Source organism: Acinetobacter sp. NIPH 817, from assembly GCF_000368405.1.
Taxonomy (GTDB): domain Bacteria; phylum Pseudomonadota; class Gammaproteobacteria; order Pseudomonadales; family Moraxellaceae; genus Acinetobacter.
Window position 1 is genome coordinate 2,716,888 of sequence record NZ_KB849420.1, and the last position, 23,578, is coordinate 2,740,465.

Genomic DNA, 23,578 nt, shown 5'->3' on the forward strand with positions numbered 1-23,578 from the left:
GTATTTTTAAGATTAACACCGCGCACATAAATTGAAAACAAAAAAAGCATGAATCACTCGCGCGATTCATGCTTTTTAGATGAATGAAATCTATGCAGACTTCGAATCAATAACCTTTAAATCTGCTTTAGCAACACTTTCATGTGTTGCAGCTTCTTTAGGCTGACGCTCTACTTTATAAACAGGTTCTGCCTCACCATTAATGACTGCTTCATTAATAATGACTGTCCCAACATCAGTACGACTTGGTAAATCGTACATGGTTTCAAGCAGCACGTTCTCCATAATAGAACGTAAACCACGCGCACCCGTATTGCGTTCAAGTGCTTTCTTCGCGATAGCACGCAATGCAGAATCTTCAAAGATCAGATCAACATTTTCCATAGTGAAAAGATATTGATACTGGCGAGTTAATGCATTTTTTGGCTCAGTCAAAATTTGCATTAATGCTTCTTCATCCAACTCTTCAAGTGTCGCAATCACTGGTAAACGACCAATGAATTCTGGAATTAAACCAAATTTCACTAAGTCAGTTGGTTCAACCTGACGGAACAATTCAGCAAGTTTTTTGGTTTCATCTTTGTTTTTAACATCAGCTGTAAAACCAATACCGCCTTTCTCTTGACGCTGCTGTACAATTTTTTCCAAACCGGAAAATGCACCACCACAAATAAACAAGATATTCGAAGTGTCAATTTGGATAAACTCTTGCTGTGGATGCTTACGTCCACCTTGCGGAGGAATAGAAGCCACTGTACCTTCAATCATTTTTAATAATGCTTGTTGTACACCTTCACCAGAAACATCACGCGTAATTGACGGGTTTTCAGATTTACGAGTAATCTTGTCAATCTCGTCAATATAGATAATGCCCTTCTGAGCTTTCTCTACATCGTAGTCCGCTTTTTGCAAAAGCTTTTGTACAATATTTTCAACATCTTCGCCGACATAACCAGCTTCGGTTAATGTCGTTGCATCCGCCATTGCAAATGGAACGTCTAATAGGCGAGCCAATGTTTGCGCAAGTAAAGTTTTACCCGAACCTGTAGGTCCAATCAGTAGGATGTTACTTTTAGCAATTTCTACTTCTTTAGACACATGTCCATTATGACCAACTTTTAGGCGTTTATAATGGTTATAAACCGCAACAGATAATGTCTTTTTGGCAAGATCTTGACCAATTACATATTGATCAAGCGCAGCACGTATTTCATGTGGTTTTGGCAATGCCTTACTCGCCCAGTCCCCTGCTTCAACCTGTTGGCTGGTTTGTACAAGGTCTAAGCAGACATCCACACACTCATTACAAATATATGCGTCCTCACCTGCAATCAGTTTCCCGACTTCAGACTGCGTTTTACCGCAAAATGAACAATGTTTTTGTCCTTGAGGATGTTCGGACATATTCACTCCACAAATAGAATCTTAAATATTAGGGCAAGATGCACTGCATAAATAACTAAATGGAGATCTTTTTCAACATCTCAAGTTATTTATATAAGAAGGTCCTTATGGACGCTTACTTAACACCTGATCAACCAAACCATATTCTTTAGCAGACTGTGCTGTCATAAAGTTATCACGGTCAGTATCACGAGCAACAGTTTCGTAGTCTTGACCACTATGCTCTGCCATTAAGCGGTTTAAACGTTCTTTAATAAATAGAATTTCACGCGCATGAATTTCAATATCCGATGCTTGACCGCGGAAACCACCTAATGGTTGGTGAATCATGACACGGGCATTTTCTAGGCAATAGCGTTTGCCTTTAGCACCAGCATTTAATAAGAATGCACCCATTGAAGCAGCTTGGCCCATACAATATGTTACGACATCAGGTTTAATAAACTGCATCGTGTCATAAATAGCCATGCCCGCTGTCACCGACCCACCTGGAGAGTTGATATAAAGGTGGATATCTTTATCAGGGTTTTCAGCTTCTAAAAACAACATTTGGGCAACAATTAGATTTGCCATATTGTCTTCAACTTCACCTGTTAAAAAAATGACGCGCTCACGTAAAAGTCGTGAATAAATATCAAAAGAACGTTCGCCGCGAGAAGATTGTTCAACCACAACAGGAACTAAAGCATTTTCAATTGTTGGAACATACATACGTTATTTATTCCTAAATTTTTTGTGACTTAACCTATGGCAACAATATGCGGGATAATTTCTCAAATTGCAAAAGGTTCGCACTGAAATATTATATTATTTATACCTAAGTACTTAATGTCGCACTCAAATTGACCACATAAAGAAAAACAAAAAAGGCGCCTAAAGCGCCTTTTTCTGACTTCTTAAAAGATTAGCCCATACGGCGAGCTTGTTGTTCTTTCAATAAGTCATCATAAGATACAGCTTTGTCAGTCACTTTAGCACCAGCTAAGATGTGATCAACAACTTGATCTTCTAATACAACTGCTTCGATTTGAGCACGTTGTTGAGCATCATTTTTGAAGTATTCAATCACTTCAGTTGGATCTTCGTAAGAAGAAGCCATGTCGTCGATGTAAGCATCAACGCGAGCTTGGTCAACTTCAAGTTTAGCATCAGCTAAAACTTTGCTTACCAATACGCCAAGCTTAACAGAACGCTCTGCTTGTTCTTTGAACAATTCGTCAGGAAGCATGCTCTTATCAAAAGATTGCGCACCTGCACCACCAAATTGTTGAGTGAATTGTTGAACCATTTGTTGACGTTGGCGGTCAATTTCTTGAGCAACCATTGCAGTTGGAACTTCAACTTCGTTCGCAGCAACAAGTGCATCAAAAGCAGCTTGTTTAACTTGGTTACGTAAACCATTGCGAACTTCACGTTCCATATTCTTACGAACGTCAGCTTTTAATTTCTCAACGCCTTCTTCTTCAGTTACACCGAAGATTTTCAAGAATTCAGCATCAATTTCTGGAAGTTTTGATTTTTCAACTTGTTTCACAGTGATTTTGAACTGAGCTGCTTTACCAGCCAAGTTTTCAGCTTGGTAGTCTTCTGGGAAAGTAACATCAATTACTTTCTCTTCACCAGCTTTCATACCAACGATGCCGTCTTCAAAGCCAGGAATCATACGACCTGAACCTAATACGAGTTTAAAGTCTTCAGCAGAACCGCCTTCAAACTTTTCACCGTCGATAGTGCCTTCAAAGTCAAAAGTCACTTGCATGTCTTTTTTCGCCATACCCTTGGTAACAGCCCAAGTTTGACGTTGTTTTTGCAAGTTTTCGATCATAGCATCAACGTCAGCATCTTTAATTTCAGCTGTTTTACGTTCAACTTCTAAACCGTCGAATGCTTGTACTGCAACTTCTGGATAAACTTCTACAGTCGCTTCAAAAACTAAAGCATCTTCTTTATGTTCAACTTTATCAATGTTCGGCATACCTACCGCATTGATTTTTTCTTGTTGAATTGCTTCAAAAACGCTATCACGAATGATGTCATTTACAACTTCTTGATAAATGCCTGCACCATATTCGCGGCGAACAACGTTTTCAGGTACTTTACCTGGACGGAAGCCGTTGATCTTCACAGTTTTGGCAGTGCGTTTCAAACGAGCTTCAAATTGCTCGTTAATACGGCTCGTCGGTACAGACACATTTAAACGACGGGCAACGCCCGAAACCGCTTCAGTCGTTACTTGCATGGCTTCCTCGATAAAAATTAGTGAGTAGGAACAGTTTTTTTAAAAGTGCTGTATTATATGACAACTTTCAAGATATACAAAATTAACCGATCACTTCATTTAAGTTAGCGTCATTATTCTCGTAAATTTCACAGTAATTTTATGATTCTTTAAATATTTTTCAAAAGACCTTAAGTAAAACTAATTTTTTAGTTATTCTTCATAAATCTAAAATTACAATCAAAATCTAAATTTAATCGTTTTTACAAACAATTACTAAGAATCAGTAGATTAGCTAAATAAAAGTACACTTTACTATTTAATCATTCACTTTGTCTCCATAATTCAATTGGCAAATCCAATTAACACAAACTGTACATATAAATAAGAATTATTATTATTCGCATAACGTTTTATATTTAAGTCCTGAAAGTCATGTCATTGATTAGAACACGTAAAAAAATTGTTTCATCTGCAATCGCATCATCTCTTTCTATGATTGCAACAACAGTCATGGCACAAGAAGCAATTTCACAATTACCAACCATTCACACTCAAGCAACTCACGAAGAATCTTTAAAAGTAGATGAGTCGGCAAATTCAAAATTAGTTGCTCCCCTTTTAGATACTCCAAAATCCGTTTCTATTCTTTCTCAAAAATTAATTAAAGATACAAACTCTAATACTCTACTCGAAGCTTTACGCTATGAACCTGGTATTACGTTAGGTGCAGGTGAAGGCGGTACCCCATTTACAGATATGCCCTACATCCGTGGTTATAGCGGTCAATCTTCTATTTATATCGATGGTGTTCGTAATACAACTTCACAAAGCCGCGATATGTTTGCCATCGAACAAGTGGAAGTGATTAAGGGTTCTTCTTCTGCCCTAGGTGGCGGTGGTAGCGTGGGTGGAAGTATTAACTTAATCCCTAAAGTAGCTCATGAAGGCGACGTTTACCAAGGTAGTATTCAAGGTGGTACTGACAACTATCGTCATATCCAACTTGATGCCAACAAAGACTTTGGTAACGGAGTTGCTGGTCGTGTTGTTATTATGGGTCACGAAAATGAAAAAGCTGGTCAAAGTAACGGCGCAGAATATGCTCGTGCTGGTATTGCATCAAGTCTTGCATTTGGCCTAGATACTGCAACTCGCGGAACACTGAGTTACTACTATTTACGTAGTAATGATGAACCTGATGCAGGTATTCCGTTTAACAACGCAAATCCAACGACTCCTCCAGCTGGTGTTACTGTAACTCCTGGTGATGGTAAGCCTGTTGATGTAAAAGCGGGTACCTACTATGGCTGGAAAGCACGTGATTTCGATAAACGTGAAAATCATATTGGTACGTTTAAATTAGAACATGATTTTAATGAAAATCTTACTTTGTCAAATGTAGCAACTTACAACAAATCTAAATCTGATTATGTTTATACGAATGCTGATGACTCTAAGGGTAATATTTACAGAGGTACAATCGCTCGTCGTGCTTTAAGTCGTATATTGGATACTGATGCATACAGTGATCAACTTTCTTTAAATGGCAAATTTAATACTGGTTCATTAAAGCATTCTTTTAATGTCGGTACTGAATGGAGCTTCCAAGAAACTGATCAAGGTGTATATACCTTTACTAATGCTGCTGGTGAAACCACCTCAACAATTTTAGACAGCAACATTCAAAACTGTACTTCAGCTGCTGCTGTAGCAAATGGCTGGTGTACGAGTTTAAATAATCCTGGAAATGGTGCCTTCACAGATAAGCGTGGATCTATTACAGCACAATCAACCACTCGTAGTCATAATGTAGGTGTATATGCATTAGATAGCATTGAATTTAATCCACAATGGCTACTTAACCTAGGTGTTCGTTGGGATAAATTTGAAACTGAGAAAAAATACAATAAAGACGTAGGTGGACGTACACCTCATAAAGCTGGCGATAAACTAGAAAGTGATACAGATTACTTCTCTTACCAAGCTGGTTTAGTTTTTAAACCAACAGAAGATGGTAGTATCTATTTAAGCTATGCTACGTCAGCAAACCCAGTAGGTGTACTCGCTGAGGGTGATACAGGTTCAGATTCTATTAGCGACTCAGGTGCTGCAAGTGCGAGTGCAAATGATCTAAAACCAGAAGAAGCACGTACTTTTGAATTAGGTACAAAATGGGATCTGTTTAATAATCGTGCGAACTTAACAGCAGCAGTTTTCCGTACTGAAAAGCAAAATACTCGCATCCAAATCGATCCTACAACAACTGCAAATGCAGGTAAAAGTAAAGTTGATGGATTTGAAATTAGCTTGAACGGAAAGATTACTGACAAATGGGATGTATCTACAGGTTATAGCTATTTAGATAGCGAAATCACTGAAGCCGCATACAATGCTATCGCTCAGGAAGGAAAACCACTTCCATTCGTAGCTAAAAACAGCGCGACTTTATGGTCAACGTATAAAGTTATACCTCAATTGACTTTAGGTGCTGGTGTTGAATACCGCGATCAAGTTTTTGTGAACACAACTGCTCCGAAATACTTGCCAACTTATACTATTTACAACGCGATGGCTAAATACGACGTGAACAAGAACGTAAACCTACAGCTTAATATCAATAATATTTCTGATAAGCGTTATTTCACAAGTGCACATGCAGCTCACTACGCTTTTGAAGGTAATGGCCGTAATGCTGTCTTAGCGATTAACTTTAAGTACTAAGTTTAAATTCCATAATTTATTTATGGAATTAATTAAAGTTCATATAAAATAGCCTCGTCACGAGGCTATTTTTACAAATGAAGTATCTATATTAAAAGGTGTTTGCTGTGATTCATCATATCCCCAATGTTTTAAGCAAAGAGCAAGTTGCCGAGTTTCGTAAACTCATGGAAGATGCCAACTGGGTAGGTGGAAAAGTGACTGCTGGCACCTTATCTGCTTCTGTTAAAAGAAATCAGCAACTCTCGGAACAAGACCCGCTTACTCATCATTTGAGTGATATTGTCATCAAAGCAATTTGGCAAAATCCAGTGTTTCAGGCTGCGGCCCTACCCCACAAAATTATTCCACCGCTTTTTAATCGTTATGATGAACATGAAAGCTTCGGTTTTCACGTGGACAACTCAATTCGTCTTATCCGTGGCACTTCTGAGCAGCTCCGTACCGATTTATCTTGTACGCTATTTTTAAGTGAACCCGAAGAATATGAAGGTGGTGACCTTGTTATTGAAGATACTTATGGTTATCACGAAGTCAAATTACCGGCAGGTGATGTGGTGCTCTACCCGTCTACTAGCCTGCATGAAGTCAGTAGCATTACTTCAGGTACTCGTTTTGCTTCTTTTTTCTGGGTACAAAGTTTGGTACGCGACGATAGTAAACGCCATCTTTTATTTAATCTTGATGAGAGCATTCGAGAATTACGTAAATCACACGGCGATAACTACCCAGAAGTCATGAAGCTCACCAACATTTATCATAATTTAATTCGTATGTGGTCAGAACTGTAACACTATTTATTTTTGCCTTTTTAAGACTTAATAATCTTTTTTACCTTAAAAAGGCAAAAATATGAAAATAATTTTCCATAAAAAATAAAACAGCGCAAAATTAGAAAATTATTTTCTAAACAACTTAACTAAAATTATGATAAGAATTTTGCACAAGGTGTAATCATTGTTTAGATGTGATATATCTAAATATCAAGATTACCCGCAAACCATCAAACTTATTATTCTACGGTCTAGAGATGAAAACGAATTACTTGTTTGCCCAGCCTACTCAAGCAAGACATCATCTGCAACTCCTGATGCTGCGCCACGCGCGCGTATAAAAATTTTGTCTGCTTTTTAAAGCAGCACTTCAAAATTACCTTTAATTTTTCTGAATTAGATACCATATATTAAGTAGAGACGTTGCCTTTTAAATATATCCAGAGCAACCGCGCTACGAGACAAGGAGTTTTCTCATGATGTTGGCTGACCCTAGCAAAAAATACCGCCGTATGTACCAACGTGTGGATTTACCAGATCGCCAATGGCCGAATAAAGAAATTACAAAAGCGCCAATCTGGATGAGTACCGATTTACGTGACGGTAACCAAGCAATTTTTGAACCGATGAATATGGAACAAAAATTCAAAATGTTCAAAATGCTTGTGAAAATCGGTTTTAAACATATTGAAATCGGTTTCCCTTCTGCATCACAAATTGACTTCGATTTTACTCGTATGTTGATCGAAGAAAATCATATTCCTGATGACGTATACATTGAAGTTTTGGTTCAAGCACGTGACCATTTAATTGAACGTACTTTTGAATCTTTGGCAGGTGCTAAACGCGCAATTGTGCATATTTATAACTCTAACTCTCCAACCTTCCGTCAAAAGGTGTTGAATGTAGACGTTAATGGTGCAAAACAATTAGCAATTAATGCTGCTCAAAAAGTTAAAGAGTATGCTGCACAGTATCCTCAAACTGACTGGATTTTCCAGTACAGTCCAGAATGTTTCTCTGCAACCGAATTAGAAGTCGCTAAAGATGTCTGTGATGCCGTCACAGAAATCTGGGATGCACGTCCAGATCATAAAGTGATTTTAAACTTACCTGCGACTGTAGAAGTTTCTACACCAAATGTTTATGCAGACCAAATTGAATGGATGCATCGTAATTTGGCACGTCGTGATGGTGTGATCATTTCTGTTCACTGCCACAATGACCGCGGCTGTGGTATTGCCGCATCAGAACTTGCCATTATGGCGGGTGCTGACCGTGTTGAAGGTTGTGTGTTCGGTAATGGTGAGCGTACAGGTAACGTTGACGTTGCAGCTATTGCATTGAACATGTACACCCAAGGCGTAGCGCCAGAGTTAGATTTCTCTAACATTAATGAAGTGATTGCAACGGTTGAAGAATGTACTGGCTTACCTGTACACCCTCGTCATCCATATGCAGGCGACTTGGTATTTACTGCATTCTCTGGTTCACATCAGGATGCAATCAAAAAAGGCTTCGAGTACCAGAAAAACGAAGAAATCTGGGATATGCCTTACTTGCCAATCGACCCGAAAGATTTGGGCCGCGACTATGACGCAGTTATTCGTGTAAATAGTCAGTCTGGTAAAGGTGGTATCGCTTACTTATTAGAAGCGAACTACAACGTTGTATTACCTCGCCGTTTACAAATTGAATTCAGTCAGGTTGTTCAACAATATGCTGATGATAATGGTACAGAAATTAATGCAAAAGAAATCTGGACCTTGTTTAAAGACACTTATGTTGATGTAAAAAACCAACATTACACAGTCAAAAACTACAGATTGTCTGATATTAATGGCACTCAAATCATCGAACTTGATGTTGATGTCGAAGGTGAAACACAACAACTTCGCGGTGAAGGTAACGGACCAATCTCTGCATTCTTAAATGCGCTTCAATTACCAATTGACGTATTGAACTATGAAGAACGCAGTATTAGTTCAGGTGCAAATGCGAAAGCGTTAACCTTGATTGAGCTTCAAGTAAAAGGTACAGGTAAAGGTTCATTTGGTGCGGGTGTTCATGACAATACAGTCACCTCATCGATTGAAGCAATTATTGCATGTACTAACCGTTTGATTGATCAAGGCGTTTTAAGTACAGATCAGGTTGTTGCCGCCGCTGTTTAATTTAAAAAAACTCTTTTGAAAGGATACCTAGCTTGGTATCCTTTCTTTTTATTCCTGAAAGATTTAAAAGGCGAAATGTTCCCGTGTCTTTTCCAGCTGATTCAGTGGGGTTAGTCACTCCGCAAAAGTTCCAATTTGAAGAACCATTACACCTTGAATGTGGGCGTGTCTTGCCACGTTTTGAATTAATGGTCGAAACTTACGGCACTTTAAATGCAGATCAATCAAATGCCATTTTAATCTGTCATGCCCTTTCTGGACATCATCACGCAGCAGGTTATCACCATGAAGATGATAAGAAAGCCGGATGGTGGGATAGCTGTATTGGCCCGGGTAAGGCAATCGATACAAATAAGTTTTTTGTAGTTTCTCTCAACAATATTGGTGGATGTAGCGGCTCAACGGGTCCAATATCTCCAAACCCTGAAAATGATAATCGCCCTTATGGACCTGATTTTCCCTTAGTGACGGTACGCGATTGGGTTAAAACTCAGGCCATGCTTTCTGATCGTCTAGGGGTACATACATGGTATGCAGTTGTTGGTGGATCATTAGGGGGCATGCAAGCACTACAATGGTCAGTAGACTATCCTGACCGCTTACAAAAGTGTGTGATTATTGCCAGCGCACCAAAGCTTTCAGCACAAAATATTGCATTTAACGAGGTTGCGCGTCAGTCGATCTTGTCTGATCCAGACTTCCATCATGGTCGTTATTTAGAAAATGATAGCTACCCAAAACGTGGCCTGATTTTGGCCCGAATGGTCGGTCATATCACCTATCTTTCAGAAGAAGCCATGAAACAAAAATTTGGCCGTGATTTAAAATCTGGCAAATTTATGTATGGTTTTGATGTCGAGTTTCAAGTCGAAAGCTATCTTCGTTATCAAGGTGAACAGTTTAGCCGTAACTTTGATGCCAATACTTATCTCATCATGACCAAAGCTTTGGATTATTTTGACCCATCACGTGAATACAATCATTCGTTAACAGAAGCGATGGGTAAAACCAAATGTCAGTTCCTGATTGTCTCTTTTACAACAGACTGGCGTTTTGCCCCTAGTCGCTCTCAAGAAATTGTAGATGCACTTATTACCAATCATAAGCCAGTAAGTTATCTCGATATTGATGCTGAGCAAGGCCATGACTCGTTCTTATTCCCGATTCCACTGTATGTCAAAACCATGCGCGCTTTCTTAGGCGGTGAAGAACACTTAAAATCGACATCACTGGAGGCAAGTTAATGCGTATTGATCAACAACTGGCAGAAAAGTGGATTAAACCCGGCTCAAGTGTACTCGATTTAGGGTGTGGTGATGGTGAATTACTCGCTCATATGAGCCAAAAGCATCAAATTCGTGCTTATGGTTTAGAAATTGATCAAGAAAAGATTGCAATTGCCGTCAGTCGCGGGTTAAATATTATTCAACAAGATTTGAATCTCGGTTTGAGCCGTTTTGCCGACCAGTCTTTTGACTATGTGGTTATGGCACAGGCTTTGCAAGCCGTAGATGCACCAGATGTTTTATTAAGAGACATGGTGCGTGTGGGTAAACAGGCAATTATTACTTTTCCAAACTTTGCGCATTGGAAGACTCGCTCTTTTCTTGCATTAAAAGGAATGATGCCTGTATCGGATGCTCTACCATATATGTGGTATAACACCCCCAATATTCATTTATGTACATTTAAAGATTTCGAAGCACTCTGTGCGGAAAATCAGATACAAATTATTAATCGACTCGCCGTCAATGGAAATCAGCAGGGAAGCCTGTTAAGCAAACATGTTCCTAATTTGTTTGGTGAAGTCGCTATTTATCGAGTGAGTGCACTATGAAAAAGACATTATTTAGCACACTATTTGCAGGACTGCTAAGTATGCAGGCTCATGCAGATTATATCGCCCAGCCACAATCGGTTGCGAGTCAGGCTGCACGCTTTTCAACAATGGGGGTTAATGACCTTCAAAAAGCTGCAAAAGCTGGTCAAGCAGGCGCGCAGTTTTACCTTGGTACACACTACCAATATGGTAAAGATGTAGCAAAAGACGAGAAACAAGCTTTCGCATGGTTTAAAGCAGCAGCCGACCAAGGTTTATCACCAGCACAACTCAACGTGGGCCGTATGTATGCCGACGGTATTGGTGTTAAAAAAGATGAGTCTATGGCTCGTAAATACTTTGAAAAAGCAGCAAGCAATGGCGATAACCGTGCAAGCTACAACCTAGCGATGATGGAAGAGCAAAAGAAAAACTACATGGGTGCTTACCAGTGGTATGAGCTTTCAACTCGTGATGGCATGCTCGATAATAAAGTGATTAGCCTATCTGAAGGTAAGAAAACTGCTCTAGCGGCGAACTTAACTCAAGAACAAATCCGTACAGCGCGTGACCGTGCAGACAAATGGATTCAAGCACAATAATAACGGTTCATCCGTAAAAAACCTTACTCGACTAAAGCCACCTTGTATACTCTATAAGGTGGCTTTAGTTTAGGTTGTCCCATTTTATATTCTATTTATTTCCCTCTATATCCCCTCTTAAAAAACACGTAACATAACTCACGTTCGATATTAGCTATAAAGTTTGGTTTTATTATGTCTACCCCACATTGGTTTGATCAGGGCAGTTTAGTTCTTGCCAGCAATAACAAAGGTAAAGTCGCTGAGTTTGAAAAACTTTTTGAACAGCTTAAGTTACCTGTAGAAATTATTCCTCAAGGTCGCCTTAATATTCCCGATGCAATCGAAGACGGCTTAAGCTTTATTGAAAATGCTATTATTAAAGCGCGTCATGCTTCTAAAATTTCAGGTAAACCTGCTATGGCTGACGACTCTGGTATTTGTGTACCAGTCTTAGGCGGCGCACCTGGTATTTATTCAGCACGCTATGCTGGAGAACATGGTGACGATGCAGCGAATAATGCAAAATTATTAAATGACCTTTTACCCTACCGTAAAAATGGTGAAGTGATTGAAGGCATGTTTGTGTGTGTACTTGCTCTAGTAACGCATGCTGAAGATCCTTTGCCACAAATTTTCCAAGGCATCTGGCACGGCGAAATTTTAGAAGCTGCACGTGGTGAAAATGGCTTTGGTTATGACCCACTGTTCTGGTTACCTGAGCTACAAGTTTCTAGCGCGGAACTTTCTAAAGAAGACAAGAATAAGATTAGTCATCGTGGACAAGCGATGCAGTTATTTAGAGAAAGTTTAGTATAATTTTTTTCCATATAGCCTTTGAATACCACGTTAGAGAGTATTCAGCTTTGTATAGGCAAACCTTACTTTTCAAAGATGAAAAGTAAGCAAAAATCTTTTGTTAGACTGATGGCACGTCCTTGTGCCACAGTCTAACTAGCGGCATCCATGCCGCCTTCACACAAGCAAGTGTAGGGTTAGAATTAAATAATTAATTAGACGAACATGTGCAAAAACACTGCATAAATAGCAATACACACACAACTCACAATCGTCCCAGAAGCGATATAAGCCGCAGATCTTCCTGTTCCTTGATAATGTGTTTCTAGCGCTACAATATTGGCTGCTGGTGGTAAACAGAACATTAAAAACATGACTCCAATTTGCTGACTTATATTTGGAATTGGTAGAAATCTATACGTTAGTCCACAAAGAATAAGTCCACACACCACTTTAAATGTTTGAGCTTTGGTGCTGTAGATTAAGTCTTTTAAATGCACTCGAGTACGGCGTAACCACATTCCGAGCACACACATCCCAGCAAAAGTCATTACAAATTTAGCTACCTCATAAATCCAGTGTATGGCTGGATGTTCAATATATTGAGCACCTAAAAGTCTGAGGACAAGCGCACAGAATATTGAGATACAAGGTGGAGAGCTTAAAACCTTTTTTAATATGTTGAGCTTGCTTTGTGGTGCTGTTGTTACAGCAGTTACGGCCCATGCATTTCCAAAAAGAGACATACCAATATATAGCGCAACAATTGGAGCCGTAGCATCAGGGCCAAATAAAGCCATAGCAAAAGGAAAACCGAGCCAGCCCATGTTGGTATAACTCACGCAAAGCGCTAATAATCTGTCTTTAAATAAAGCTAAATATGCAAAGAAAATAAGAAATGCTGAACCGAAGCTAAAGAGCATCAAACTCAAACTACCCGGCTGATAAAATACCATGTTGTAAATAATCACAACTGGAATCAGTAAGCGGGCAAGCCAAGCTGAAAGAACAGGTTTTATCGTTTCTGAAAGAGAAGTCTGAGCAAGTAAAAGTCCAGTGATAAACGCCAATATTGGCAATAACAACGCCACGTTTTCTCCTCTCACCCATCAAAATCAGTTTGTTATGCTACACCTTTTCAAAGTGAAATGTACTTTCCATTTCAAGTAATTTAAGCGCCCGATATCGGCCTGCCTATAAATTAAATAATTAAATAACTTCTCTATGAAAATTATCTTCTTAGGCTTTACCCCCATTCACTGTCTTAAAAGTGACATATAAGTGTCACATTCCTGTCATGGCAACCTGTTGATATAAAGCAAACTGAAAAGAGGTATAAGATCATGGCCGGTTTATCTATTTGGCACGTCGTTATTTTTGCAATTGTCGTTATTTTATTATTCGGTACATCTAAATTAAAAAATATCGGTAAAGACGTAGGCGGTGCAGTAAAAGACTTTAAAAAATCAGTTCGTGAAGAAGACGAAACTGCTGCTCTTAATACTCCACGTACAATTGATGCCCAAGTCAAAACCCCTGACAGCACATCAGTGAAAAGCTAAAGGTTTTCCACCATGCTTGATGTAGGAATGACAGAGCTACTCTGTTTTGCAATTATTGCAATTTTAGTTTTAGGCCCAGATAAATTACCAGAAGCCGCTCGCTTTGCTGGTCGCTGGTATGTTCGCCTAAAACGTTATATTACCAATTTGCAAAATGAGATTGATCAAGAGTTGCGTCTTTCTGAATTTCGAAAAGAAATGCAAGAAGAACTCAACCGCATTGAAGCACTAGAACGCAAAGTACAACAACAACTTGAAGAAATACAAAAACAGACTACCTCAGACAATTCCGAAAAAACTGAGGTAGCTGAAACTATATCTCAGTCTACGATGTACTCCCCTGTATCGGGTCATTATGAAGTGCCCTTTCTTGCCAGATTTACACCTTTGGCACCTCAAAGCGACACTTTAGAAACACCTCCCGTTAAATTGAAGATTGCCGTATGAACCAACTGCCTTCAACGACTGTAAATACGCAAGAAAATTTAGACCAAATGCCCATCATGAACCATTTGGTCGTTTTAAGGCGTCATTTATTTAGGATTGTCGGGGTAACATTATTTTTATTCTTTTGCTTATTACCCTTTCGAAACAACACTTACCAATTATTATCTGAACCTTTAAGGCTGCAACTTCCTGCATCATCGTCAATGATTGCAACAGATGTAACTGCAACCTTTATGGCACCTTTTAAGCTCAATTTATTTGTTGCGCTTGTGCTGGCAATGCCATTTATTCTTTATGAAATCTGGACTTTTGTTCGCCCTGCGTTATATCAAAAAGAACGTCATTTAGCGCTGCCATTACTCATCGGCAGTATTGTTTTGTTCTATGCCGGAGTTGCTTTTGCATACTACATTACACTTCCTGCAATTTTACATTTCTTTATTAGTGTATCGCCTGAAACTGTTGCACCTATGACGGATATTAATAGCTATCTAAGCTTTTGCTTAAAGCTGTTTTTAGTTTTTGGTGTCACTTTTGAAATTCCAATTGCGACGCTCCTACTCATTTTAATAGGTGTGGTAAATACAAAAAGTCTTGCTGAAAAAAGACGTTTTATCATTGTAGGCTGCTTTTTTGTAGCGATGTTTATTACCCCACCAGATGCAATTTCTATGGTGATGTTGGCGATCCCGATGTGGTTACTTTTCGAACTTGGATTATTGTTCGGTAAAATTCTTGAGAAAAGAAAAGCTCAATCTGCTGAATAAAATAATATTTAAGAAAAAGCCTGAACCTCTAAGTTCAGGCTTTTTTATATAGACCACTTTTTAATCTACAAAGCAATAAACTGTCTTCAAAGTGACTTAAAAATGTAAGAAAAGTGTCATTTCCAGTCCATAGAATCAACTCAACAAATATACTCACAAAAGTTACGGATTTATTATGACAACTGCTTCTAACCACCCAACACGTCGCGACATTTTAAAATGGTTTACGGGGATCCCTTTTCTTCCATTAGGTGCGATGGCTACGGCAGCAACGTTAGCAGGATGTAACGATAGTAATGATGATTCAGACGTTATCACTCCATCAAAACCAATTAACTTTAAAAATGCAACGTTCACGTCAATGCCTGCGCCTTCTACTGTAGCAGAGATGGCAACAACTGCATGTGCATCAAAGCTTGCTATTTCATGGGAAGATGGCAGCAAAACTGAATATCAACTTGCTTACAAACCATTCTTTTTAACAGGTACAGAAGTTCCTGATGGTAAAGGCGGAAAGATTATTGCGGGCGGTTATGTTGATATTAATAATCAGCCCATTATTGATAAATCAGTTGCAGGTAAAGAACGTCAATTCTTCTCTGACTGTCCAGATGGTAGTTCTCTGATTAGCTTTAAACAAGCGACTGGCAAAGATTTCACAGATGCAGATAAGAAAGCATTAGGTGTAACTGGTAACCCAGTGTTCCATGTGGTTCAGTTTGAATATTTATCAAAAGACCAAAATGGTGGTGATACTTACGGTAAATTATCATCTCCGATTGCAGTGCTTACTTTAGATCAAGACCCGAAAACTGGTCATTTGACTTTAATTAAATATCACAATGTAGACACTTCAAGTGCGCATGGTTTATGGATTACTTGTGGTGCAAGCTTGTCACCCTGGGGAACTCATTTATCGAGTGAAGAATATGAGCCAGATGCTTTCAACCAAAAGTTAGGTCAATCACTTTCAACACTTAAAGCATTTAGTAAAAATGTGTATGGTGATGAAAATGCGGCTAACCCATATAACTACGGTCATTTACCAGAAATTACCGTAAATGCAGATGGTACGGGTCGTGTGACAAAGCACTACTGTTTAGGCCGTATTTCACATGAGCTTGTACAAGTTTTCCCAGACAACCGAACAGTTTTGATGGGTGATGACTATACCAATGGTGGTCTCTTCATGTTCGTTGCAGATAAAGAGAAAGACCTATCTGCCGGCACACTTTACGTTGCAAAATATACAACGGTACTTACAGATACAACGACTGGTCAGATCTCATGGATCAAGCTTGGTCATGCAACAAGTGTAGAGATTGAAAACCTAATCAAGAGCGGTATCAAAGGAACTGATATTTTCGAATCGGTTCTACAAATTGCCAAATATCCAAGCGATGCAACGACAGCAGAAAAAGATGCTATTGATGCTGGAGATAAAGGTACGCCTGAACAACAAGCTTTAGCGAAAGCTGCGAAAGATCGTTTAAAACTACAACAAGCTACTCAAAAAGCAGAATTAGAAGCTCAAGGTTTTAAATTTACTTATTTGAGCAAAACTGGTGTTTATCTCAAGCTTAAAGATAACAGCGACAAAACTAAACTTGCAGCGGCTTTCCTTGAGACACACCGCTATGCAGCTTACGTTGGTGCTTCAATGGCATTGACCAAGAACGAAGGTACAACTGTAAATATTGCAGATAAACGCGCATATTCAGCTTTAGCTAACATTGTTGATTCAATGGTTGAAGGTGGTAGCGGTTACCTTGCTGAGCACAACGTTAAATTCCCGAAAATAACGGCTGGTGGTATTTTGGAGCATAAACTGACAGGCGGCCAAAAAGACAGCTCAAATGCCGCAATCAATAGTGAATGGGTACCTAGCCAATCTAGTCTTCTAATTAAAGGTAAAGACATTAGCTTTGACAGCTTAGGTAACACTGCTGACCCAGAACAGATTGCTAGCCCTGACAACTTGAAGTTCTCTGAAAAACTACGTACGTTATTTATCGGTGAAGACTCTGGTAACCATTTGAATAACTTCTTATGGGCTTACAACGTTGACACTAAACAGCTCATCCGTATCTTGTCTACACCAGCAGGTGCAGAATCAACTGGTCTACACGCAGTCGATGAAGTAAACGGTTGGACTTACATCATGAGTAACTTCCAACATCCAGGTGATGAATGGAACCGTTTCTATAAAGAAACTAATGGTGTTCGTACTGGTATCAGTGCAGATTTACTTTCGCAAATTGATACAGCCATTAATACAAACTACAGCAATAAATTTGCAGCGGCGGTTGGCTATATCACTGCCGACCCAATTGCTCCATCTGTTGTGAAGAAATAATCTCTTTCACCAAAATAGAAGAAACCTGCCTTGTGCAGGTTTCTTTTTTGACTAAACGATCAATTATTTCATAAACCTATCATCAAAACGTCAAAGCCTCGTCACATTGCCCAACTAAGCTGATGAAGATTTTTAGAACAATCTCTTTATTTCTTTCTTTACTTACTTAGGAATTTCCCATGACAGAGCTGACGCCATATCATGAAGATCAAGAACTGGACAATAATACTTCTGACAATATCCACTTCCGCGACATTTTAGAACAACATGTAAGTCGCCGTAGTTTAATTACTAAAGCAGCAAGCGGTGCTGTAGCTTTAACTTTAGCCTCTACTTTAACAGGCTGTAATGATAGTAATGATGACTCAGGTTCTAACAACGGTGGAATCCCACCTGTAGATCCAAATAAAAAACCAGAGAAATTAACTTTTACAGCAGTTGCAAAAAACCATAACGATATTGTGACTGTACCTGAAGGTTATGAAGCGAATGTCATTTATGCTTTAGGTGATTCAATCAACCCTGCTTTTGGTGACTGGGATGATAATAATATTCCATCAGGTCCAAGCTTCCAGTTTCGCTCTGGCGACTGCCATGACGGCATGCATTTCTTTGGCTTAAATACTTCAACAAACCGCTTTGATGAAAGTGTTTCAGCCGAAGGTTTGTTAGTCATGAATCACGAATATATTAATCAGACCTTCCTTCATCCCAAAGGTCCAACAAAAGTTGATGGACGTCGCCCTGAAGATGAAGTCATTCGTGAAACCAATGCACACGGCGTATCTGTCGTTCATATCAAAAAAGATGCAGCAACTCAAAAAGTAGTAATTGATAAAAAATCTATTTTTAACCGACGTATTACTGCGTCTACTGTAATGGAGTTTGCAGGTGCTGCTGCTGGTTCTAGCCTACTTGCAACTCGTTTTTCGCCTGCTGGCCGTCAAACTCGCGGCACACATAATAACTGTGGTAATGGTTATACCCCTTGGGGCACATATTTAACTACCGAAGAAAACTTTATTGGTTACTTTGCTCGTAGTACGACTGATGATGCGTTACGTACTCCAGAAGAAATTATTGCACTGAAACGCTATGGCTTAAAAGCAGGATCTGGTTCACGCTACGGTTGGGAAACAGCAATTGGTCAAGTTGAATCACAAGACTTATATGACCGCTGGAATGCCGATGTAAAAACTGCACAAGCTACCCAAGATTATCGTAACGGTCCAAATACATTTGGTTGGATGGTCGAGATTGATCCTTTTGATAACCGCCTGAATCCTGTTAAAAGAACATCTTTAGGCCGTTTTGCACATGAAGATAGTGCTTGCCGTGCAGTTGCAGGTCAGCCATTAGCATTTTATATGGGTGATGACTCTAAAGGTGAATACATCTATAAATTTGTCTCAAGTGCAGTGTGGGATGTCAAAGATGTAAACGGTGGCTATGGTGCTGGCGACAAATATATGAATGCGGGTAAATTGTATGTTGCCAAATTTAATAATGATGGTACAGGTCAATGGATTGAGCTTGCTTATGGCAAAAATGGCTTAAATGAAAGTAATTCGACTTACCCATTTAAATCTCAAGCAGACGTTGTCACATTTGCACGTTTGGCAGGTGATGCAGTCGGCGCTACAAAAATGGACCGCCCCGAATGGTGTACGGTTAACCCAGTAAACGGTGAAGTCTATGTGACCCTAACTAATAACTCGAACCGTGGTAAAGATTACGCGACCGATGCTGCGAACCCGCGTAACTATACTGACCTTAAAGATGGAAAAACCACTCAAAAAGGTAACGTTAACGGTCATATCATCCGTTTTAAAGAAACTGATGACAAAACCACTGCCGAAACCTTCAAATGGGATATTTATCTGTTTGGTGCAGAAGCATCGATGGCTTCAAACATCAACTTGTCTGGCCTAACCGACAATAATGATTTGTCCTCTCCAGACGGGATGTGGTTTGACCCACGTGGCGTACTTTGGATTCAGACAGATGATGGTGCTTACACCGATGTCACTAACTGTATGATGCTCGCAGCACTACCGGGCCAAATTGGTGATGGTGGTACTGCAACTACGTCAAATGGCCAACAAACGCTAGTCGGTGCTAAAGTTACAGACTCAACACTACGCCGTTTCTTGGTTGGACCAAAGCAATGTGAAATTACAGGCATTGCCATGACACCTGACCACAAAGCAATCTTTATTAATGTTCAACACCCTGGTGAAGACTCGAAAAGTTACTCGACACCAGACAGTAACTGGCCTGCAACTCAAAAAGATCCAAACAATAAAACTGCACGCCCACGCTCAGCAACTGTGGTGATTACCCGTAAAGATGGCGGTGTGATCGCGGGTTAATTCTTAAGTAATTAAAAATGCCGGTCAATTGATCGGCATTTTTATTGCTATCGATTTAAAAGAACCTGTTGCTGAACGATTTGTCCACTATGCTCGCCTTGTTGGGTCTTTTCAAACCAAAGCCATTCATTATTAGTCATTCTTAGAAAATTCGAACAGCGTGTACCATACACAGGACTTTGAATAAAGGTAGATGACAACAACTCTTCCATCTCTGCTTGAATGCCAGTATTGGGTAATAAAGCAGTTGTAACTTTACGCTCATCTTCCAGAATATCCCACGCCGCATGTTGCAAAGTTAACTCTTCTGTCTGATGCTGAAGCATAGGCAAAAACTCTTGCGTAAAACGTGTTCGTAAATGTTTAGTTTTTTCCCAATGTTCAGACATCAAACCATTTGAAACCACGTAAACACCGTTAGCCAAGACTTGCGGAGCTTCACCACGGTTACTCATATACACCGCTTGATCAGCATTTCCCATAAACAAGTTAAAGCCAGCAAAATTCTGTTGCTGCTGTTCTAATTGTTGAGCAAATCGAATCGGCATTAAATCAGATTCTAAAAAAGCCTGAACCAAATGCCCCCGAGAAGTCTCATAAGACTTTTGATCCCGCCCATCACGGAAGTTAGTCAAAACAGCCCATCGACCTTGAGGCGTAATGCCCATCCACGTGCCACCCGACTGTAAATCTTGCCCCGCAACAATCGGAGTATGTTCCCACTGATGCAGCAAAGCTGTTGGCCGATGATAAAACTCATCCCGATTTGACATAAGACACAAGGGCATATCATCCAGAACATGCCATGCTAAAGCGACAATACACATCTTTTCTTATTCCCTATCTTTACACATTGAATGTACAACATTTTTCACATCATTCCGCTACAATCTGTCAAAACGTAAGATCAAGGAGCAGCAATGCTGACCTATCCTAATATCGATCCGGTCGCAATACATCTAGGACCTCTTCAAGTTCATTGGTATGGACTCATGTATTTATTGGCATTTTTATGTGCTTGGGGGCTTGCTTCCTACCGTGCCAAACAACGTGATGGCTGGACATCAGAAATGGTTTCCGACCTAGTGTTTTATGGTGCCCTAGGTGTTGTTCTGGGCGGTCGTGTCGGCTATGTCTTTTTCTATGAATTTGATAAATTCCTTGAAAATCCGATTTGGCTATTTCAAGTCTGGACAGGTGGTATGAGTTTCCACGGCGGCTTTCTCGGTGTTATGGTTGCTATGCTATTTTGGTGTAAAAAATACCAAAAAACATGGTTTCAAACGCTCGACTTTATTGCCCCTTGTGTACCGACTGGCTTAATGTTCGGACGCTTTGGTAACTTTATTGGTGGAGAGTTATATGGTCGTGCGGTAACTGACCCCAATTATCCATTCGGTATGATCTTCCCAACAGATCCATTACACCTAGTTCGCCATCCATCACAAATCTATCAAGCTATTTGTGAAGGTTTCCTCTTATTTATTATCTTGTGGTGGTTTAGTTCAAAACCGCGTCCACGCATGGCCGTTTCAGCCCTATTCTTAATGGGATATGGTGTTGCCCGCTTTGTTATGGAATTTTTCCGTCAACCTGATGCCGACCAAGGCTTTATTCTGTTTGGCTGGATGACTAAGGGACAAATTCTCACAGTTCCAATGCTGCTTATTGGTCTTTGGATGATGTGGTACGCCTACCAAAAGAAAATTTTCGATTGGGGTCCACAAAAGAACTCTTAACATTATAAATCAGAGGAGTTTCGGCTCCTCTTTTTTATGCTACAGTTTTTACTCTCCCAAAAATGAAGATATGCCATGCTGGAATTCTGGTTTGATACACAAGTCCCGACATTTAAAAAATTAGTTATTTTAATTATTACTTTGGCCATTTGTATTGCGCTATATCAGTACCAGCCTTTGCCCTTAGAAACAATTTTAATGTTTACTGGAACTGGCGTTATCTTTTTAATATGCCGCTACTTTAAATTGCATTTTGCTCAAAAAAGTCCGACGGGTTTACTCTACCGTCTATTTACTTGGATCCCTATTGCTCTTTTGTTTGCCCTCATTTTTGTTAAAGCGATGCCAAACTTGCTGATCTGGGGTGTGCAAGGAATTGCTTTTATGGCACTTGCTGCTTTTATTTTTTCACCTCAATCGCTTGTTAAAAAATAGGTTGGGTTTTCATGTTGGCTTATTGGTACAACGCTCCGCGCCATATCAAACTCATTTTCATTATTGCGGTTTGTGCTGCAATTTATGTAGCCAATCAAGTCCAGCCTTTATCGCCGACTTATACTGTTCTTAGCCTTGCGTTAGGTTTCGGACTTCATTTCGGGCAATATTTACAAACAAAAATTTCAGATCGTGGTTCATCTAAATCTAAACTCCAGTTTCTACTTAGAATCTACCCTCTTATTATTGTTGGTATTGTGATGTGGATGCTACCACCTCAGCACAATTGGATCGTAACGATACAAGCTTTAGGCTTTGTACTGGTTGGTTTTTTTCTGGTTTCAATTTATCAAAATCGTGCCAAGCGATTTGAATAATTACGTTCATTGAAATGTCATAGAACTATTTTTAGATTTTCATCTTGAGCTACAACAGGTATCATCTTCAATGGTTCATGATGAAGCAGCTCTATTGCGTAATTATTTATCATTGAGCTATCTCCCCCCCTTTATTTTATGGAATTAATCCGAACTCGAGAGTGTTATGCGTGCATATTTAGACCTACTACAACATATCCTTGATAATGGCGGTGACAAAGGCGACCGTACAGGCACAGGAACCCGTTCGGTATTTGGTCATCAAATGCGTTTTGATCTCTCTAAAGGTTTTCCTTTACTCACCACAAAAAAAGTTCACTTCCGTTCTATTGTGATTGAGTTACTTTGGTTTTTAAAAGGCGACACCAACGTCCAATATCTAAAAGATAATAAAGTTTCAATTTGGGACGAATGGGCAACAGCAGAACAAACTGCTCGTTTTGGCCGCCCAGAGCATGAGCTTGGTCCAGTCTATGGTCATCAATGGCGTAATTTCGGCGCAACAAAAAAGGCAGATGGCACTTATAACCAAGATGGTTTTGACCAGATTAAATGGTTAATTAATGAAATTAAAACCAACCCAAACTCACGTCGTTTAATTATCTCTGGTTGGAACCCGAATGAAGCTGGACAAGTAGCCTTACCACCTTGCCACACGCTTTTTCAATTTTTCGTACAAGATAACAAATTGTCATGCCAGCTTTATCAACGTAGTGCAGACGTGTTCTTAGGTGTGCCTTTTAACATTGCGAGCTATGCTCTACTCACCCATATGATTGCTCAAGTGTGCGGTTTAGGAGTCGGTGATTTTGTATGGACTGGTGGTGATACACATCTGTATGCCAACCATTTTGAGCAAGCACAACTTCAATTGACACGTGAGCCTTTACCACTCTGCCAATTGAAACTAAATCCAGAAATAAAAGACTTATTTGATTTCAAATTTGAAGATGTTGAAATTGTAGGTTATGAGTCGCATCCTGCAATTAAAGCACCAGTTGCAGTATAACGACGACTCAAATTTCATTAGGT

General features: G+C 39.6%; 21 protein-coding genes. 16 read left to right on the plus strand and 5 right to left on the minus strand.

The genetic code is table 11. From position 1 onward, the window contains the following. Positions 1-90: 90 nt before the first annotated feature. The 3 genes from clpX to tig all read right to left on the minus strand — a co-directional run bounded on the left by clpX (position 91) and on the right by tig (position 3,643). Positions 91-1,404, minus strand: coding sequence for an ATP-dependent Clp protease ATP-binding subunit ClpX (gene clpX, locus F968_RS16395; RefSeq protein WP_004794754.1), 1,314 nt, complete (start codon positions 1,402-1,404; stop codon positions 91-93). Between the two features lie 105 nt (positions 1,405-1,509). Next, positions 1,510-2,115, minus strand: coding sequence for an ATP-dependent Clp endopeptidase proteolytic subunit ClpP (clpP, locus tag F968_RS16400; RefSeq protein ID WP_003654845.1), 606 nt, complete (start codon positions 2,113-2,115; stop codon positions 1,510-1,512). Between the two features lie 193 nt (positions 2,116-2,308). Beyond that, positions 2,309-3,643, minus strand: coding sequence for a trigger factor (gene tig, locus F968_RS16405; protein WP_004794757.1), 1,335 nt, complete (start codon positions 3,641-3,643; stop codon positions 2,309-2,311). 414 nt (positions 3,644-4,057) lie between these two features. Between tig and F968_RS16410 the strand changes: the two genes are divergently transcribed. The 7 genes from F968_RS16410 (at position 4,058) to rdgB (ending at position 12,512) form a co-directional block, all read left to right on the plus strand. Then, positions 4,058-6,346: a TonB-dependent receptor gene (locus F968_RS16410; protein ID WP_004794759.1), complete on the plus strand. Its 2,289-nt coding sequence runs from the start codon at positions 4,058-4,060 to the stop codon at positions 6,344-6,346. 107 nt (positions 6,347-6,453) lie between these two features. Continuing rightward, on the plus strand, positions 6,454-7,137 hold the full coding sequence (locus tag F968_RS16415; RefSeq protein ID WP_004794762.1) for a Fe2+-dependent dioxygenase: 684 nt from the start codon (positions 6,454-6,456) through the stop codon (positions 7,135-7,137). A 458-nt stretch (positions 7,138-7,595) separates the two neighbouring features. Further along, entirely contained in the window at positions 7,596-9,293 is a 1,698-nt protein-coding gene (leuA, locus tag F968_RS16420; protein WP_004794764.1) for a 2-isopropylmalate synthase, read from the plus strand. Positions 9,294-9,376: 83 nt separating this feature from the next. Further along, positions 9,377-10,537, plus strand: a complete 1,161-nt coding sequence (gene metX / locus F968_RS16425; protein WP_004794766.1) for a homoserine O-succinyltransferase MetX — start codon at positions 9,377-9,379, stop codon at positions 10,535-10,537. Further along, complete coding sequence (metW, locus tag F968_RS16430; protein ID WP_001217230.1) at positions 10,537-11,130, plus strand: methionine biosynthesis protein MetW; 594 nt, start codon at positions 10,537-10,539, stop codon at positions 11,128-11,130. The genes metX and metW overlap by 1 nt, the downstream gene beginning before the upstream one ends. Next, entirely contained in the window at positions 11,127-11,714 is a 588-nt protein-coding gene (locus F968_RS16435; RefSeq protein ID WP_034596446.1) for a tetratricopeptide repeat protein, read from the plus strand. Before metW ends, F968_RS16435 begins: the two co-directional genes overlap by 4 nt. A 174-nt stretch (positions 11,715-11,888) precedes the next feature. Further along, positions 11,889-12,512, plus strand: coding sequence for an RdgB/HAM1 family non-canonical purine NTP pyrophosphatase (rdgB, locus tag F968_RS16440; protein ID WP_004794770.1), 624 nt, complete (start codon positions 11,889-11,891; stop codon positions 12,510-12,512). Between the two features lie 194 nt (positions 12,513-12,706). On the opposite strand, the gene F968_RS16445 is transcribed toward rdgB, so the two are convergent. Next, complete coding sequence (locus F968_RS16445) at positions 12,707-13,582, minus strand: AEC family transporter (protein ID WP_004794773.1); 876 nt, start codon at positions 13,580-13,582, stop codon at positions 12,707-12,709. Positions 13,583-13,834: 252 nt separating this feature from the next. Between F968_RS16445 and F968_RS16450 the strand changes: the two genes are divergently transcribed. The 5 genes from F968_RS16450 to F968_RS16470 all read left to right on the plus strand — a co-directional run bounded on the left by F968_RS16450 (position 13,835) and on the right by F968_RS16470 (position 19,995). After that, on the plus strand, positions 13,835-14,053 hold the full coding sequence (locus F968_RS16450) for a Sec-independent protein translocase subunit TatA (protein ID WP_004794775.1): 219 nt from the start codon (positions 13,835-13,837) through the stop codon (positions 14,051-14,053). A 12-nt stretch (positions 14,054-14,065) separates the two neighbouring features. Beyond that, positions 14,066-14,500: a Sec-independent protein translocase protein TatB gene (tatB, locus tag F968_RS16455; protein WP_004794777.1), complete on the plus strand. Its 435-nt coding sequence runs from the start codon at positions 14,066-14,068 to the stop codon at positions 14,498-14,500. Further along, the gene (tatC, locus tag F968_RS16460) at positions 14,497-15,267 is read left to right on the plus strand and encodes a twin-arginine translocase subunit TatC (RefSeq protein ID WP_004794778.1); all 771 of its coding nucleotides are present in this window, start codon (positions 14,497-14,499) and stop codon (positions 15,265-15,267) included. The genes tatB and tatC overlap by 4 nt, the downstream gene beginning before the upstream one ends. 175 nt (positions 15,268-15,442) lie before the next feature. Continuing rightward, positions 15,443-17,623: a PhoX family protein gene (locus tag F968_RS16465; protein ID WP_004794780.1), complete on the plus strand. Its 2,181-nt coding sequence runs from the start codon at positions 15,443-15,445 to the stop codon at positions 17,621-17,623. Between the two features lie 179 nt (positions 17,624-17,802). Continuing rightward, a complete protein-coding gene (locus F968_RS16470; RefSeq protein WP_004794783.1) occupies positions 17,803-19,995 on the plus strand; it encodes a PhoX family protein in 2,193 nt (730 codons plus the stop codon). Between the two features lie 47 nt (positions 19,996-20,042). On the opposite strand, the gene F968_RS16475 is transcribed toward F968_RS16470, so the two are convergent. Then, positions 20,043-20,822, minus strand: a complete 780-nt coding sequence (locus F968_RS16475; protein ID WP_004794784.1) for an NRDE family protein — start codon at positions 20,820-20,822, stop codon at positions 20,043-20,045. A gap of 93 nt (positions 20,823-20,915) precedes the next feature. Here F968_RS16475 and lgt point away from each other — a divergent pair, with 93 nt between their 5' ends. The 4 genes from lgt to thyA all read left to right on the plus strand — a co-directional run bounded on the left by lgt (position 20,916) and on the right by thyA (position 23,555). Then, positions 20,916-21,734 carry a prolipoprotein diacylglyceryl transferase gene (gene lgt / locus F968_RS16480; RefSeq protein ID WP_004794786.1) on the plus strand — a complete coding sequence of 273 codons (819 nt, stop codon included), beginning with the start codon at positions 20,916-20,918 and terminating at the stop codon, positions 21,732-21,734. A gap of 75 nt (positions 21,735-21,809) precedes the next feature. After that, the gene (locus F968_RS16485; protein WP_004794788.1) at positions 21,810-22,169 is read left to right on the plus strand and encodes a hypothetical protein; all 360 of its coding nucleotides are present in this window, start codon (positions 21,810-21,812) and stop codon (positions 22,167-22,169) included. Between the two features lie 11 nt (positions 22,170-22,180). Next, entirely contained in the window at positions 22,181-22,546 is a 366-nt protein-coding gene (locus tag F968_RS16490; protein WP_004794790.1) for a hypothetical protein, read from the plus strand. A gap of 166 nt (positions 22,547-22,712) precedes the next feature. Further along, a complete protein-coding gene (gene thyA, locus F968_RS16495; RefSeq protein WP_004794791.1) occupies positions 22,713-23,555 on the plus strand; it encodes a thymidylate synthase in 843 nt (280 codons plus the stop codon). Positions 23,556-23,578: the final 23 nt, after the last annotated feature.